Genomic DNA, 16,041 nt, shown 5'->3' with positions numbered 1-16,041 from the left:
ACCTTGATTATTTAACATTTATGCGACTGCGTCGCATTCTTCTGCAAACTTAGAGTTAATTCGTTCAATTCGTTGTTACCGCGTCTGAGCGTAAATACTCACGTGTGTTATTTTTCACTCCAAATGTCGGATGAGCCAAAAATCACAAGTATGCCATGCCGCCCCCCCTCGACGCCGACGCTTTCCGCAAGAGGATGGCCTTCAACGACATAGGGAAAAGGGTTCGCAAATCGGCAAGCACAGAAAGAAGCCAACATTCCTCCCCCAAAACTACACTGATTTTTGGAAACAGCCATGCCTTCGGACGCAAATACGCGATCCTCAGCATATTTGCGCAACCATCTGACATCCAGTATATTACAGATTTTCACCATCATCCCCCACGTCAAATTTCACATTGCGCCTTGCAAAACATGCCTAATCGCACTGCGAAACATGCCCGACCGCGCCTCGATGCCTTACGTTTCGCAAGACGATACATGGTCTTTCGCAACACGAATGGGCATCTTTCGCAAAACCAACGCTCAAAAACACGTCTTCCACTCTGCCAAAATGCCCGTTTCGCGCTCTATTTCACCTCGAAACGCGAACCATCTTTTTAACCAAAAATCATAACACCAGCCCGTTTTCCTACCCCTTTCTTCGTTGACGGGGTTAACTCCAAGCACCCATTGCCCTTAGAAGCAACCACACCCCATCCCTTCCCTTTCGACAAATGGCGAACGAAAGGGAAACGGAGAATTAGGCCGGCAAGGAAGGGCTTACCAACCCGCGCCAAGGATGGTAAACGTCACAACGACGTTCACCTTTTTCGCCTTGCCACCATCCTGGTAGCGCATTTGCATGGTCACGGTGTGGGCAGCATCGTAGCAGTTGTCTTGATAGAGGCCACAGTTCCAACGGAAGAGATCGTTGAACACCTCGATATATACATGGCCATTGGCGAAGGTGCTGGGATTGCCGTTAGCGTCGAACCATGCGCCGTAGGTGCCGTTCGTGCCGTTGTGGCCCTCCTCGCCATCGGTGGTGAGGGGCACAATGGTGAGTTTCGACGCGTCGAACTGCGCCTCGCCAATACCAATGAGCTTCAAAAACTGTGCTTTGTCGACCACAACCTTATTGGTCTGACTGAACCCGTCGCGCCACGCCATGGCCGTGGTTACCCGCAGCGTTCCCATGAGGTCGCCCTCGCCAGGCACCACAGGGTTAGGGTCGGGATAGGCGTTGACGATGCCATTGAGATACGCCACACGCTTGGTGAGCCACTGGTGCAGGGCCGCCACCTCGCTATCAAACGTCTTGCCCTTGATGGGCCAACGCGTCATATCGCGCTGCATGGCACCCCGCTTGAGTTCCTTCACATAGCGTTCACATTCGCTCCACGGCTTCGCCACAATGCTGTCGGCCAATCGGTTCCACTCCGCCTTGTAGTCGGTAACAAACGCCTGGCAACCAAAGAGATCGGTGAAGAAGGCCGGTATGTTGCGGTCGTAGCCATTGCGCCGCAAGGGATCGGAGCCCATCACCAGCTCGCGGTAGTCGGCATAATAGTTGTGGCCTGTGGTCATGGTAGCCCAGTCGAAGTCGTAGCCCGCGTCGAAGTCCCAGAGCGGGCCCATGGTCCACTTGCCTCCCGCGTCCTTGAAGAGGAACACGCTGCGCGGCGCCACCAGTTCCACGTTCTCCACCAACTCCTGCAACTGGAGGAAATGGATCATCGACGGCACATCGAGCAAGCTGTAGATGCGCGCCGAGTCCTTGCTCTGTATGGCTTGTTCAAGAATGGCGAGCTGCCGCTTCACCGAGTCGAGCCTATTGGCGGTGAGCGCCTCGTCCTTGGGATATTTCACGCAGACGGGCATAGTATAGACCGACGACCAGAAATTGTCGGTGGCGGCAGGACTCAGTTCGGGGCCATCGTCGCGGTCGAGCGAGAGCAACATGCCCTGAGCATCGCTCACGTTGACTCGGTTCTTGCCCTGCTGCACCTGTTCGGTGAGCTGGTACACACCCCGATAATCGCCATTGACAAAGAGCTCCACATAGCGCGTGTGGTTGGTAAAGGGCATGCCCATCCATGTGGCCGCCTCGAAGACAAACGTATTCATCAGGTCGGTGATGTCACGGTAGTTGGCCAGCAACACCCAACTCTTGGCCTTGCCGAGTCCCAGCAGCTTATGCTTGGCATCGAGCTTGATGCGGTAAGGCTTCTTGTCGTACCAGCTCCACGACGAGTTGCCACGCCCGCGGATGGAGGCCGGCGCCGAATAGTTGGAGAACGATCCGCATGCGTTGAGACTGATGTGGCAGGGCACATACGCCTCACGCGAAACGATGTCCTTGCCGTCGTTGGTGGTGACATAGAGTTGGAACACGCGGTAATGGTTCTTCGTCTCCTCAAGCGGCTCGTCCTCGAAGGTCACCGAGTCGACCTTGGCGGCATGAAAAGGAACGGGCACACCGTCGGGACGGAGAGCCCGCAGCAAACTGCGGTCGGCCGAAAAATCAAAATGGTCGATGTCGGTGGTGACGTAGGGAAAATCCCAATAGGTGTTATAATCGCGCATCCGCACATGGATGCGCTCCTGTGCCTGGGCCGTCAAGGTCGTGAGCGCCAAGATAAGCCAAACAATTCTTCTCATAGCGCGTTACTTCTTTACAAACTTAAAACTGCTTTTTCCGGCCTTCACAACATAAGCGCCCTTGGGCAGGCGCGACACGTCGACCACCTGTCGGCCATCGGCTTGGCTTACAGGCACCTCAACAAGCCTACCACCCAGGTCGCTAACCACCACAGTGGCGAGGGTGTTGAGCACGATGGCGCTTCCGGCCCGCTCAGCCACGATGGGCAGGCGAACGCCTGTGGGGTCGGCGTCGACCAATCGGAACTCGGCGATGTCGCCAAACTGATAGTGGCGACCCTCAACCCAGACCTGCGAATTGACGAAAATCATCACCGGGCGTTCGGTGGCGGTGATGGGGAAATAGGCTGCCACACCGCCCTTGGTGGTGATGAGCAGGCCGCGCGCACTGGCCGCAAGTACGGTCAGGGCGAGACAAAAAACCAATGCTATTTTTTTCATAAGGATGGGGTTGATGGGGTTTACTTAAACTCGCCGGGCTTCTTGCCAAACTGCTTGGTGAAGCACTTCGAGAAATAACTGGGTGACGAGAAACCCACCATGTAGCTCACCTCATTGACGCGATACTTGCCCTCGCGCAGCAGTTGGGCGGCGTGTTTCAGGCGAATAACCTGTATCAGTTCGTTGGGCGTCACGTCGGTGATGGCCTTCACCTTGGCAAACAAGCCCGAACGACTTATGTTGAGTTGGTCGGCCAGGAAGTTGACGTTCAGTTCCTTGCTGTCGATATGATCCTCTATGAGTTTCGTCATCTGCTGCAACAGTTCGCTGTCGACCGGCGACGCCTCCATCTCGCTCACCGTAGCCTCAGGCGTTGTGGAGAACATCTGGAAGAGGCGGTGGCGCATATCGAGCGTGTTGCGGATGCAAGCCGTGAGGTATTCCATGGAGAAGGGCTTCTCTATGTAGGCGTCGGCACCACAATTCATGCTCTCGGTCTTCGACGCGTCGTCGGTCTTGGCCGTGAGCATCACAAACGGTATATGACTGTAACGGCGGTCCTTGCGTATCTCTCTGCAGAACGTGGGGCCGTCCATGACGGGCATCATCCAGTCGGAGATGATCATGGCGATGGGGTTGGCGCGCAATTTCTCGAGCGCCTCCTCACCATTCTGCGCACTCACCACGGTGTAGTCGGCGCGAAAATGATCGGTGAGGAAGTGCAACATGTCGATGTTGTCGTCCACGATGAGCAGGTAAGGATGCTCCGTCGGGGCGGCGCTGGCCACGGCGGGCACAGCCTGTGGGGCTGACTCAGCGGCAGGTGCCTCAGCATCGGGTGTTGGAACCGGCGTGGGGTCCTCGGCAGGGACGGCCAGTTGTTGTTTCACAGGCAGCACCACGGTAAACGTGGCGCCACGCCCCAGCTGCGACTCGACGCTAACCTTTCCACCGTGCATCTTCACAATCGACTCCACAATGGATAGTCCGATGCCCGTGCCGGGCTTATTGTCTTGCGCCTGATAGAACGCGCCAAAGATCTTCTTTTGGTCAGACGGACTGATGCCCACACCATCGTCGGCAACGGTGATGGTGAACGTCTGGCCGTCGGCGGCAGGCTTACAACTGAGCGCCACCAGCGAGCGGGTGTACTTTGTGGCGTTGGTCATGAGGTTGCTGATAACCTTGGTCAGGGCCTCGGCGTCGACGATGGCGGTAAACTGCTCAGGCGGATAGTCGACCGTGAAGCGGGCGCCTTTCTGCTCGAGCGTGGGGGCGAAGCGTTCGGCCACGGCATGCACCAGGTCGTAGATGTTGCGGTCGGCAAAGCGCATCTCCAAGCCTGCCTGTTGCACCTTGTTAAAATCGAGCAACTGATTGACGAGTTCCAACAAGCGGTGGGCGTTGCGGTCGATCATCTTCAAGCTGTCGCCCTGCGAGGCCAGTACGGTATCGTTGGAATGGTTGGCCACATGGCACATGAGCGTCTCCAACGGACCGATGATGAGCGACACCGGGGTGCGTATCTCGTGGGCTATCATGGTAAAGAAGCGCAGGCGCGCCTCCTTTACCTCAAGGTCCTTACGCTCATTGAGGCGACGCATCTCATAGCGGTGGGCACGCTCGGCAGCGCGCAAGCGCATCTGCAAATAGAACCACACGGCGGCTGCTATGAGCAACAGGTAGAACACACGGGCGGGCCAGCTCCACCAAAACGGCGGATGCACCACCACGGTGAGGCGTGCCTCCTCGCCCGACCACACGCCATCGTTATTGGTGGCTCTCACCCGGAAGGTGTAGGTGCCCGCAGGCAGACCCGTATAAGTGGCTATCGGCGTAACGGTGTAGTTCCATCTCTTGTCGAAGCCGTCGAGCATATAGGCATAGCGGTTCTTCTCGGGCGAGCAATAGCTGAGCGAGGCAAAATGGATGGCAAACATGTCGTCGCCCGCATAGATGTCGATCTCGCTGGCGGCGGTCAGCGCCTGCGGCAAGCGGTTGGTGCCGGCGGCGACAGGTTGGCCAAGGATGTCGAGGCGGGTAATGACCACTGGCGCCTGACGGGTGTTGACCTTGACCTGATAAGGATAGAAACAGGTGAAGCCATGGAGCGAGCCAAAATAGATGCAGCCATCGGATCCCTTGAGCGCCGACGCCGAGCAGAACTGCTCGCCGGCTATGCCGTCGTAACGGTTGAAGGTCTGCAGGCCATCGGTGGCCGAATACTTCAGGATGCCTTGGTCGGACGAGAGCCATAGCACACCGCCATCTTCCACAATGGCGCTGATGTTGCGCGTGGGAGACTCAAGCTCTAAGGGCTCAAAATCGTCGGTGGCGGGGCGCCATACATAGACGCCATACGGGGTGGCCACAAGCACACGACCGTCGTGGATAACACAGAGGTCGCTCACCTGACGCACAGGAAGCGTCATGCGGCCCTTGGCGCTGGGAAGGTAGCGACGCCACCGCCCCTGACGGTCGTAACGGCTCAGGCCATCTTCCTGAGTGGCAAACCAAACGTTGCCCTTCTGATCCTCCATAATGTCGGACGTGAGCGATCGGGTGGTTTGCATGCGGCGGAAACTACCCTTGGTCAAATCGGCCTGGAACACGCCATCGATGGCACCCACCCACAGCCTGCCACGACTGTCGCGATAGAGCGAATAGACGCTGGCGGGAGCACCCACAACTGTCGACACCGCTCCCGTGAGGGTGTTCATGCGCAAGATGCCCTGTCCGTAGGTGCCTATCAGCAGATCGTCGCCCTCAAGCAGGAAGGCATGGGCATTGACCTTCGCCAGTCGGCCTCGGGCGGCGAAATCGACCATCTGACCCGTGGAGGGATCGTAACAATCGACACCGCCATCGTCGGAGGCCACCCAAATGCGATGCTGGTGGTCTTCGCAGAAGCGCGACACAATGTTGCCCCGCAACAAAGGCGACGTCTCTGAAACCAGCGAACGGAACCTGAAGCCCATGGGCGACACGTAGAACACGCCACCATAGAACGTGGAGAACCACAGGCCGCCCTCGCGGTCGTTAACCATGCTATAAACAAACTTGGGCGACAAGGCTGGAACGGAGGCCAGCAGCGGGTTGACGGCGGGCATGGGGAAAGGGGTGACCGATTGGTCGTCGGGATGGAAGACAAACAGTCCCGCATCGGAACCTACCAACACGGTGCCGTCGGATTGTTGCAGAAGCGAATGAATGTGGTACAGACTGTTGTCGGCAGGATTGACCACACCCTTCGGTGTGACGAGGCCCCGCAACCATGTGCCATAAAGATAGGAGCCATCGTCGAGGCGCAACATCGACATAACTTTGCCCTGGTTCACCTCATCTGGCAGTGCGAAAGGAGTAAGGCGGCTCGTGGAGCGATCGAGCAGCAACACGGAGTGCAGACCACGGGCGGTCAGGGCATACACCTGGTTACGGCTGTCGACATAGACGCCTTGCAAGTAGCCTCCCGCCTGGGGGGCGGCAATATGGGCGAGCTCCTTGGTGCGGGGCGAATAGCAGAAGAGGCCCTGGCCATGGGTGGCGATCCACACATTGCTGTCGCGGTCGGCCACGATGCCGCTCACACGGGCCGTCAGCCGCAAACCATCGTGCGCCTTCTGGTCGATGGCCGCAAACTGCTCAGTGGAGAAACGGAAGAACAGGGCACCTTGCGTAGTACCTACCACCAAGCCATCCGACAAGGGTTGGATGGCTCCCACAAACTGGTCGACGACACCCGGACGGACGAAGGGCTGTACCAGCGTGCCGTCGTAACGGCAGAGGCCACCATCGGTGCCCATCCAAACAAAACCTCGCGGGTCTTGGGCCAAGGCACGAACGGTATAGGAACACAAGCCATCGGCCATGGTGATGTTGCGCGCCGCCATGGGACGCATGGGCTGCGCCACAATCGACAGGGGCAGGAGAAGCCAAAGGGCAATCAGTATCTTCTGTTTCATTGTTGCAAAGGAAATAAAAGTGGCGCGATGGGACAGGGCTCATGGGCCAAAAAGACCAATGGCAAGCGCAATCACCGGAAGTGTCCAGCCAATGCGCTTGCCCAGAAGGGATAAGGAGGGGATTACTCGGGGCGTACACCCTTGTTGAACGCCACGGTATAGGGATATTGCCGGTTGGGGCGCTTCTCGTCCCACGAGAGGCGCTGATGCTTCGCGGGAGCGCCCATCACCACGAGGTAGACGGCCTTGAGCGGCTCGGCAGGCATCTTCAGCGAAGCGCCACCATGGGCCACGGGCTTGCCATAAACGGCCTTGCCTGCGGCGGTAACAGCCACCAGGCCATAGCGCAGACCGCCTTGGCGACGGGCCTGGTCGCTGGCGGCGACGGTGGCCACCACCTTCTTGCCCGACTGGTAACCCGTGAGGCGGATGGCGTTGAAGCCGTAATCCTCGGGCGTAAACTCCTTCTTGGGACTCCAACCACTGCCAGCGGCCTCCATGGGGGTGGCAAACTGGCAGGCGTAACGGCGCGTCTCCTTGTAGGCATGGCGATAGTCGAGGTTGACGAGACGTTGGTAGCAGTCGATCATCTCATCGTTAAACCGCTGTTGGCTGATGCCATAATGGCGCTGGTAGGTCATCACGGGATCCTCGCCCTGGCGGCCATCGCGATAGAGGTCGGCAATGGAGGTCAGGCCATGCTTCTCGCCCCAATAGGCAATGACATAGGGCGAGTGGTAGATGTTGGAGCCGTCGAGGTAAGCCTTGTGGGTGAGCTTCTTAAAGGCTTCGAAGTGGTAGTTCTCGTCGGTGAGCCAATCGGGATTGACAAGCCAGAGCATCCACTGCGACGTCATCTCAAAGAAGCCGCTGCCTCCCCAACAGGGCGAAAGGCTATCGGCCTGGATCTGCAACTGGAACGAATGGCCAAGCTCATGGGCCAAGCAGTTGAACTTGCGGTCTTGTATGCGGTTGGGGGTTACCCAAAGGGCGCCAATGAAATTGTCGTAGGTGCCACCATAGGCCGTGCCCTCAAGCGAGTAGTTGATCATGACCATCATCTTGTAACGGTCGGCCTTACTACCGGGCAAGCTGAAGCGGAGCGTGTCGCGGAAGAAATGATAGAAATACTGCACACGGTCCTTGAGGCTCTCAAGGTCGAAGCTCATGGGATGGCCTTCGAGCTGTGGCGGGTTGGCGGGATTGTCGCCAAAGCCTTTCTCCCAGAAGAACACGAGGTCGCGTGTCTGCGTAGAGTGCATCCACGAATAACGGCTGCTATCGCAGGTAAAATCAATGGAGCGCAGATCCTCAGGAATGAAAATGCGCTTCTGCGCTGAGACGGAAAGGCTCACGGCGCAAAGGATGGATAGAAAGAGGGTTCGCATGGGGTTGAGGTATTATGAGTGAGGAGATGGCTTATGGGGGGATGGGCCCTGTTGGGCTACATAGGCACTGCGGAGCCATTGCGGTGTGCGAGTCCACAAGGTCTATCTTGTCCAAGGCCAGAAAGGCCCATCACCCCACCCCGCTTATTTCAACTTGGCGCCAGTGATCTTAAGTTGGTAGGGCAGTTGGTCGTCGAGCGACTCCTTCTCGTCCCACGGGCATTGGCGATACTCGGTGGGTGAGCCTTGCACCACTGCCCAGAGGCGTGTGGCGCCTTCGGGAACCTTGAAGGTGGCCTTGCCGCTCAGCGTAGAGGCGGCGGCGCCATCGGTGTTGCTTACGAGCGTCATCGGACTATACACGCGCTTGCCGCCACAAAGGGCCACGAAGCCAAAGGCCCAACCTTCATGACCGCTCACTGCGGTGACATTGTAGTTGCGTACCTTGGCCACGGGCTGGCCATCGCCATTGACCTGATTGCCCGCGTCGGCCTTGGGCAACTGGCTGCCGGCATCCACGCCACGGAGATCGAGCGTTACCTCTGTGCCTGCGGCGGGAACCAGCAAGGGAATGATGTTGAAGCCTGTGGGCTGCGGACACTGCTCATAGCCAATCTGTTTCCAACCATCGAGCGTGTCGTAGAGCGCTACGGTGAAGGCATCGTAGGCCGGCTGAATGCCGTTCCACGTGCGGTTGGTGGCATACATACGCGTATCGTTGAAGTCGAGGGTCACGGTCTTCTGCGCATACTCGAAGAGTTGGGCGCGAAGCGTGTCGTAGTTGTTGTCGAGGAAAAGGCGCATGTAGGCCTGGTTGGCATCCTCGGGATAAGCGCTCTCGTTCCAGATGCGGCCAAGGGCCTTCAGGCCATAGCGCTCGGTCCAGTAATATTGCTCCCAATAAGAGGCGTAGCGCTGCCACTCGTGCTCAAAATGGCGGTGATGGTTGTTCACCCAGTTCACGAAGTTGTAATCGCTAACGGTCTCAGAGGGATAGTCCTGATGGGCCTGCCACTGGGCACACTGCTCCCAGAAGCCACAACCTCCGTTGGAACCCGGATAACCGTAGCGGAAACCACTGCGCATGTCGTTGGACTTGCCATTGATGATATTGTCGCAGTAGGTCTGATACTGGAAGGAGTGACCTATCTCGTGGGCGATGGTGGAGCCAACGGGATGGCACGTAGCCGGCGTAATCCACAAGGTGCCAATCACATTGTCGTTGCCGGCTCCTGTGGCCACCCAGTTGTCGATGGTAACGCCATCGTGGGTGCCGGGATAAAGCAGGTAGATCGACATCTTGTATTGATGGAGACGACTCTTGTGGCTCTCGGGCTTATCCACAACCACCATGCCGAGGCGGTTGATGTTGGTGGCGTAGAATTTCTCAGCCTTCTTCAGCAGGTCGTCGATGTCGACACGGCAGTCGCTGGGAACGGTTGAGGCATTGGGATGGTCGCCAAACATACGATCCCAGAACACCACGAAGTGCTCGCTCTCCTTGCTGCGCTTGAAGGTCCAGCGATTGGTCTCCACGGTGTAGTCGTTGTTATAGCTCTGGTCGGAGGTGGTGGGCTTCCAAAGGATGAGGCCCGGATCGCCAAAGACAAGCATGCCGTTGGACGTGCCATCGCTGTTGACAAGATTGTTCACGCGATAATCGTTATAGCCCGCAGAGTACTGGTTGGAGTAACGACGTATGATGGGCATGGCGGAACGCGCAAAGAACTCCAAGGAATCGAGCCCAACGGTGGAGAAAAGGTAGCGGTTGGCCTGAAAGCGGTTGGCATACTGCACATAGAGCGAGTCTTGCGCAGGAAGCGACTGCAGCGCGGTGAGGAGAACAACTAAACTGAGTAATATCTTTTTCATCTGTAATTCTGCTTATGGGTTCATTTCACGATATACTTCTTTCCCTTGACAATATAGATGCCCTGAGGCAGGCCTTCAAGGGAGATGGCGTTGGGACGCACCATGCGACCATCGATCGAATAAACGGGGAAGGGCTTGTTCTCCTCCTCTGTAAGGATGTCGCGCACGCCACTCACCACCTCCATGTGGAAGGTGAAGCCTTTGAGCGAATTGAGCAGGAAGCTGCGCTTCGGCGTGACGAAATACTTGCGCTTGAAATCGACCACAGGACCGCGCAACCCTGAGGTGTGGGTATAAAGTTGGATATCGTCGGCATGGCGTGCGCTCGACACGAAAACCAGCGACATGAACATCTCCTTGCTGCTGGCTTGAGAAGCCTGTGGCATCAGGGTGAACGCAGCAAGAAGGAGAGGCAATAATCTTTTCTTCATAGAACGGAAATGATAATACGAATAGGATTGAAAAGAAACGAAAGAGGCATGCCAAAGGCTACGAAGTGTGGCTATTGGCACGCCTCCTATGGTAAGGCTCGTCGGCGTTTACCGACAAGCGGGGTTCACATGGGATTCGTCGGGATTAGGGCAACGGCAAGTACCAGTTGGCGGTTTGGTAGAGATCCTTGCCAATGAGGCTGCGCATCTCGCCCACCTTGTCGGCACCACGACGGCCATAGATCTTATCGGCGAGGTAAGCCGGATTGCCACGACGCAAAGCCACACGCATGAGATCGTAGTAACGCTGGCCCTCGAAGGCAAACTCCAAGGCGTCCTCGTCCATGATGAGATCCTCGACATGCTCGATCTGATACTGCAAACGGGCGTCGCCTGTGAGTGTAGAGTCGTCGGGCATGACGTAACGCTCGTTGTACTCAGACCAACCGCAGCCACGTGAGTGGATGCCCATGGTGTTCTCTGACGTCAAAGCAGGATAGGCACCCGAGCGACGCACATACATGTTAGAGGGGAATGAGAACTGGGCAATCCATGCTGAGTCGTTCTTATAATAAGGAATGACATTGGCCTGGATGCCCTCGTCGTTCAGACCGTTCTTCAGGATCTCGAAGGCGAAACGGGGGAAGCCGGCGCGGTTGAGGGCCTCGGCCAAGTGCATGTAGACCATTGAACGGCGGTAAACCTGCACGTTCTGGTCGCTGTGCTTACTGTTGATGACATAGTCGATGGTCTTGTTGTGCACCAGGTTGTCCATCTTACGCGTTGCGAAGGCTGAAGAGAGGCGCAAATCGCCCGAACGGTAATTGTCGAGGCCAGAGGGAGCGTAAATGACGTTGCGTGTCGATGTGTAGTGACAATAAGTCTGGGCGGCCGAGAGGTTGATAAGGCTCTGCGACGGCACGATCGACGCACTGTAATTGTTGTCGGAACGCGAGTTGAAAAGGTTGCGCAACTGGCTGTAGTTGCCCTCTGAGGGGATGGAGTCGCCAGGGATGAGCGTCACCAGCTCGCTGTTGGCCGTATAGTTGGAACCCTCGCGGAAGAACGAAGCGAAACCATCGCTCATCATGTCCCAGTGGGTGCTGGTACGGCTCCATTCCACACCTGAGGTGCCAGTGGGATAACCTGTGTTCACACCATTGCGGGTAGAGAGGTATTTGTAATAGCATACGGCAGCGTCGCGGTAATTGCCCAGCCAGAGGTTCATGTCGCCCTCAAGAATGTAGATGGGGAAATAGAAGAAGCGCGATGCCACGCCACGAATGCTTCCGTAGCCGGGCTTCTCGATGGTCTCAAGGCCCTGAAGGTCTTTGAGGAAATACTCGCAGATTTGCTGCATGTCGTACTTAGGATAGTCCTTGTCGGCATCGACCGTCGAGAGGATGGGATCGGTCACAAAAGGCACCTTGCCATAAACTTGGGCCAACTGCATGTAGGTCCATGCGCGGAAAGCCTTCACGGCGGCATACTCCTTGAGGAAGATATACTCGTTGCGGTTGTTCTTCAGGGCTGTGTCGGCCTTGGCAATGAAATAGTTGCAGTTGTTGACAACGGCATAGTAGTCGGCCGGAGAGTTGTAGGCGTTGGTGGTGTCGTTCACGTTGAACAGAGCCACATCGCGCAGGTCGGCCGAGGTGTTGGCATTGATGTCGGAGAGGTCGCCGCGCATCTCGCCCAAGAGGATGGTGCGGTCGGAAATGGCCTGCAACTTGTTGACAATACCCACCACGCTGTAGAGGGTGTCCTCTGCGCTGTTGAGGTGGTCCTTGTCGGCAATGATCACACGGTCGGAGTCCTGATTGATGAAATCGGAGCAGGATGTGAAAAACGGGAAGGAGAAGAGGCCAAGGGGCAGAAGGGCTGCCAAACGAAGGCTTCGTTTGCCACAAGCCTTGATCTTATCCTTTATGCTGAACATTGTTTTCATGGTTATGTGTTATTTGGGAAGCCTCGCCACCCACGCGGGGTGGCGGGCATGGAATGATAATGGTTGTCGGATTAGAGATTAACCTTCACACCAGCGACAAAGCTGCGGCACTGGGGCAGTTGGCCCAGGTCGATGCCCTGACCGAGCACATTGCCCGTCATGGTGAACTCAGGATCGGAACCGAGGTACTTGGTTACGGTGAACAGGTTGTTGGCCTGGATCCAGAACTGCAAGCCCTGCAGGAAGGTTGAATGCAAGGGGAGCGTGTAGCTCAGCGTGACGGTCTTCAGGCGGAGGTAGCTGCCATCCTCAATCCAACGGTCAGAGAAGCGGCTGTTGCCCATGGGATCCTGGAAGGTGGCCTTCGGCATCGTGGTAACCTGACCCTCGGTCTGCCAACGGGTGGTCATGGCCGTGGTTTGGTTGAGGAAGCGGTTGCCGCCCTCAAGCTGCGAGCGCATGTAGTTGTAAACGTCATTGCCCAACGAGTAGTTGAAGTTGACGTCAAGACGGAAGCGCTTGTAGTTGAGCGATGTGAAGATGTTACCATAGAGATCGGGGTTGGGGTCGCCAATCACCATGCGATCGGCCTCAGTAATCTGATGGTCGCCGTCGCGGTCTACGAAGTGCATGTCGCCCGCACCGAAGTAGTTGCGATCCACACCATTCTCGCCCAAGATGTAAAGACCTGCCTCGGCTGCCTCCTCACTTGTGGTGAAGACGCCAGCGGTCTTGTAACCATAGAAGAGGTTAGCGGCCTGTCCAACCTCTGAGTGAATGGTAGCGCCATAGAGGTTGGTGTCGAACGATGTGCGCCCGCCAGCCAATGAAGTGATCTTGTTCTTGTAATGGCCCACGCTTGCGCCCAACTCCCACTGGAAGTCCTTGGTGGCGAGCACCTTGCCAATGAGGGTAAGGTCGAAGCCCTGGTTGCGCAGCGAACCACCGTTGCTCCAGTTCTCACCCAAACCTGAAATATAGTTGAGGTTCTGATAGGTCAGCAGATGATCGGTGTTGGCCAGGAAGTAGTTGAAGCGCATGTTCAGGCGGTCGCCAAGGAAGTTGGCCTCAAGACCCACATTGAAACGCTTGGTGGTCTCCCACTGCAGATGGGTGTTACCAATATTGTCGAAGCTGAGCGAGCTGACGCTCTGCATGAACTTACGAGCGCGGAAGTAAGAACGAGCGGCATAGTAGTCGATGTCGTCGTTACCGCTTACATCGTAGCCAGCGGAGAGCTTCAGGTAGTTGACACCCGGCACCTTGGCAAACCAAGGCTCGTTGCTCACAACCCAGCCGCCTTGCACGCCCCAGAAGAAGCCCCAGGGTGCGCCACAGATCTTCAGGGAATTGTCGGCGTCGACACCAAAGCGCGAAGAAGCCTCGGCGGTGAGGTTGGCCTGCAGGTAGTAGCGCTGCAGGTAGTTGTACTCAGCCTGCGCGTACCAGGCCCAACTGTTCCAGTTGTCGTTGGTGCCCGAGGTGGAGGCGTTCATCAGGTCGGCGCGCATCTGCGGGGTCTTATCGTTACCGGTGTTGTAGCCAAGCTGCTGATTGAGCGTGTAGTTCTCCCAGTTGATGCGGGCACCACCGAACACATGCAGGTCGTGGCCGGCGTAACGGTTGCTCCAATCCACACGTGTGTCGCTGAACACCGAGTTCTGCTTGCTCACGAGCGAGCGCACCTCGTTCTCACGCACACCTCCCACAGCGGCCACGTAATAGCTGGGCACACCGTTGAGGGGAATGTAATACATCTCGTTGGTATTGACGAGGTTATAGCTGAAATGCTCTGACACGAAGAGATGCTTGTTGAACTGGTACTTCGGCGTGACGCTGAGGTTGACCATTGAGTTCTCAAAGCGGTTCTTGTTCTCTGCCTCACCGTACTCGAGGATGGCGATGGGGTTGGCGAGCTTCCAGTTGTAGTTGTCGACATGGGCAAGGGCCTCCTGGAGGTAATCCTCATCGGTGATGTCGAGGAACGAATTGCTCATCTTACCGCCAGCATAAGCATAAGGAGAGAGCATGGGGCTCTTCACGTAGGCCAAGAAGGCGGGCGACGTGGGTGTTCCGTCAGTGTAGTTGGCGGGCGCACCATCGTTGCGCAGGTCGCGTGTTTGGTTGGCAAAGCTGGCATCGAAGCGTACGCCAAAAGCCTTGGTGAGCTGGATGTCGGTGTTGAAGCGGATGTTCAAACGGCTGGAACCGTTGTCCTTCAACGGACTCTGATTATTGACATAACCCAGCGAGAGGTTGTAGTTGGCCACATCGTCACCACCCTCCACATTGATGTTATAGTTCTGCGTGAGGGCTGTGCGGTAAACGTGGTCCTTCCAATCGGTATTGTTGTGATACTTGGGATAGTAATAATACGAAGGATCCTCGTTGAGAAACTTGAAGTCGGTGATGGTGGTTCCTGAGGTACCCAGCAGGTCGGCGGCATAGCTCTTATACTGGCCGGCGTTCATCATGTCGATGAACTTGGGCTCGAGTGTCACACCTGTCGAGAGGCTTGCCGTGATGCGAGTGGCCATCGACTTGTTGCGGCGTGTCTGAATGAGGATAACGCCATTGGCACCCTTGGCACCATAAAGGGCCGTTCCGTTCTTCAGCACGGTAACCTTCTCGATATCGGCCGGTGAGATGTTGGCCAAGATATCGTTGTGGAAACCATCGTGGAGCAAGGTACGGTTGTACTGCTGATCGAAGATGACTCCATCAACCACGATGAGCGGCTGAGCGTTGATGTTGAGCGAGTTGAGTCCGCTGAGGAACATCACATTACCCACACCCGCCGTACCATTGCGCTGTACGGAGTGGACATCGGCACCAAGGCGCTTCTGAATCTCGTCCTCAATGGTCACGCCGTTGGCGTAGCTGAAATCCTCGGTGCTCTTCGTGCCAAGCAGATTGCTGCCACTGGCATATTCGCTATGGAAGGTGTTGGGGTAAATGTTCACCGTGCGCTGATCGGCGGCCTTCGTGAGCCCCAAGCGGGCGGGGTTCATATCAGGGGCGGTAACCTTCAGGGCGGTGGCGAAGAGGGGAACCTCTATTTCGTAGGTACCATCGCTGTGGGTAAGGGCACTGTAACCATCGACCTCAGCCACGCTGACGATGGCACCCGACATGGGCTTGCCTGAGGCGCCATTGAGCACTTTACCGCTCACCTTGCGTGTGGCATATTTCTTGACTGGCTTAGCCGTTCGCTCCGACTTGACCGCATTGCCCGACTCAACATCGTCTTGTGCGACGGCAGGAAGGGCACCAGCCATCATGAGCGCCAGGCCATATATCATATATTTTTTCATACGTGTATTCGTTTATAAGCGTTGTTAGTGTGAACGTCGCGGC

General features: G+C 56.7%; 9 protein-coding genes. All 9 read right to left on the bottom strand.

Going from position 1 to position 16,041, the window contains the following annotated elements; translation table 11 throughout:
• Nucleotides 1-107: 107 nt before the first annotated feature.
• The 9 genes from KM934_RS01695 to KM934_RS01655 all read right to left on the bottom strand — a co-directional run bounded on the left by KM934_RS01695 (nucleotide 108) and on the right by KM934_RS01655 (nucleotide 15,998).
• Nucleotides 108-377 (bottom strand): hypothetical protein, encoded by a 270-nt coding sequence (locus KM934_RS01695; protein ID WP_215758877.1) that lies wholly within the window; start codon nucleotides 375-377, stop codon nucleotides 108-110.
• A gap of 384 nt (nucleotides 378-761) precedes the next feature.
• Entirely contained in the window at nucleotides 762-2,642 is a 1,881-nt protein-coding gene (locus KM934_RS01690; RefSeq protein ID WP_215758876.1) for a CotH kinase family protein, read from the bottom strand.
• Nucleotides 2,643-2,648: 6 nt separating this feature from the next.
• Nucleotides 2,649-3,083: a T9SS type A sorting domain-containing protein gene (locus tag KM934_RS01685; RefSeq protein WP_215758875.1), complete on the bottom strand. Its 435-nt coding sequence runs from the start codon at nucleotides 3,081-3,083 to the stop codon at nucleotides 2,649-2,651.
• Between the two features lie 20 nt (nucleotides 3,084-3,103).
• Complete coding sequence (locus KM934_RS01680) at nucleotides 3,104-7,045, bottom strand: two-component regulator propeller domain-containing protein (RefSeq protein ID WP_215758874.1); 3,942 nt, start codon at nucleotides 7,043-7,045, stop codon at nucleotides 3,104-3,106.
• A gap of 122 nt (nucleotides 7,046-7,167) precedes the next feature.
• Entirely contained in the window at nucleotides 7,168-8,433 is a 1,266-nt protein-coding gene (locus tag KM934_RS01675) for a DUF6055 domain-containing protein (protein WP_215758873.1), read from the bottom strand.
• Nucleotides 8,434-8,577: 144 nt separating this feature from the next.
• Complete coding sequence (locus KM934_RS01670) at nucleotides 8,578-10,305, bottom strand: DUF6055 domain-containing protein (RefSeq protein ID WP_215758872.1); 1,728 nt, start codon at nucleotides 10,303-10,305, stop codon at nucleotides 8,578-8,580.
• 20 nt (nucleotides 10,306-10,325) lie between these two features.
• Nucleotides 10,326-10,736: a hypothetical protein gene (locus KM934_RS01665; RefSeq protein ID WP_215758871.1), complete on the bottom strand. Its 411-nt coding sequence runs from the start codon at nucleotides 10,734-10,736 to the stop codon at nucleotides 10,326-10,328.
• 145 nt (nucleotides 10,737-10,881) lie between these two features.
• Entirely contained in the window at nucleotides 10,882-12,684 is a 1,803-nt protein-coding gene (locus KM934_RS01660; RefSeq protein ID WP_252344846.1) for a RagB/SusD family nutrient uptake outer membrane protein, read from the bottom strand.
• Nucleotides 12,685-12,755: 71 nt separating this feature from the next.
• Nucleotides 12,756-15,998 (bottom strand): SusC/RagA family TonB-linked outer membrane protein, encoded by a 3,243-nt coding sequence (locus KM934_RS01655; protein WP_215758870.1) that lies wholly within the window; start codon nucleotides 15,996-15,998, stop codon nucleotides 12,756-12,758.
• Nucleotides 15,999-16,041: the final 43 nt, after the last annotated feature.

Source organism: Hallella faecis, from assembly GCF_018789675.1.
Lineage (GTDB): Bacteria > Bacteroidota > Bacteroidia > Bacteroidales > Bacteroidaceae > Prevotella > Prevotella faecis.
The sequence above is the reverse complement of the archived record's forward strand: the minus strand, read 5'-3'. Positions and strand labels throughout refer to the sequence as shown.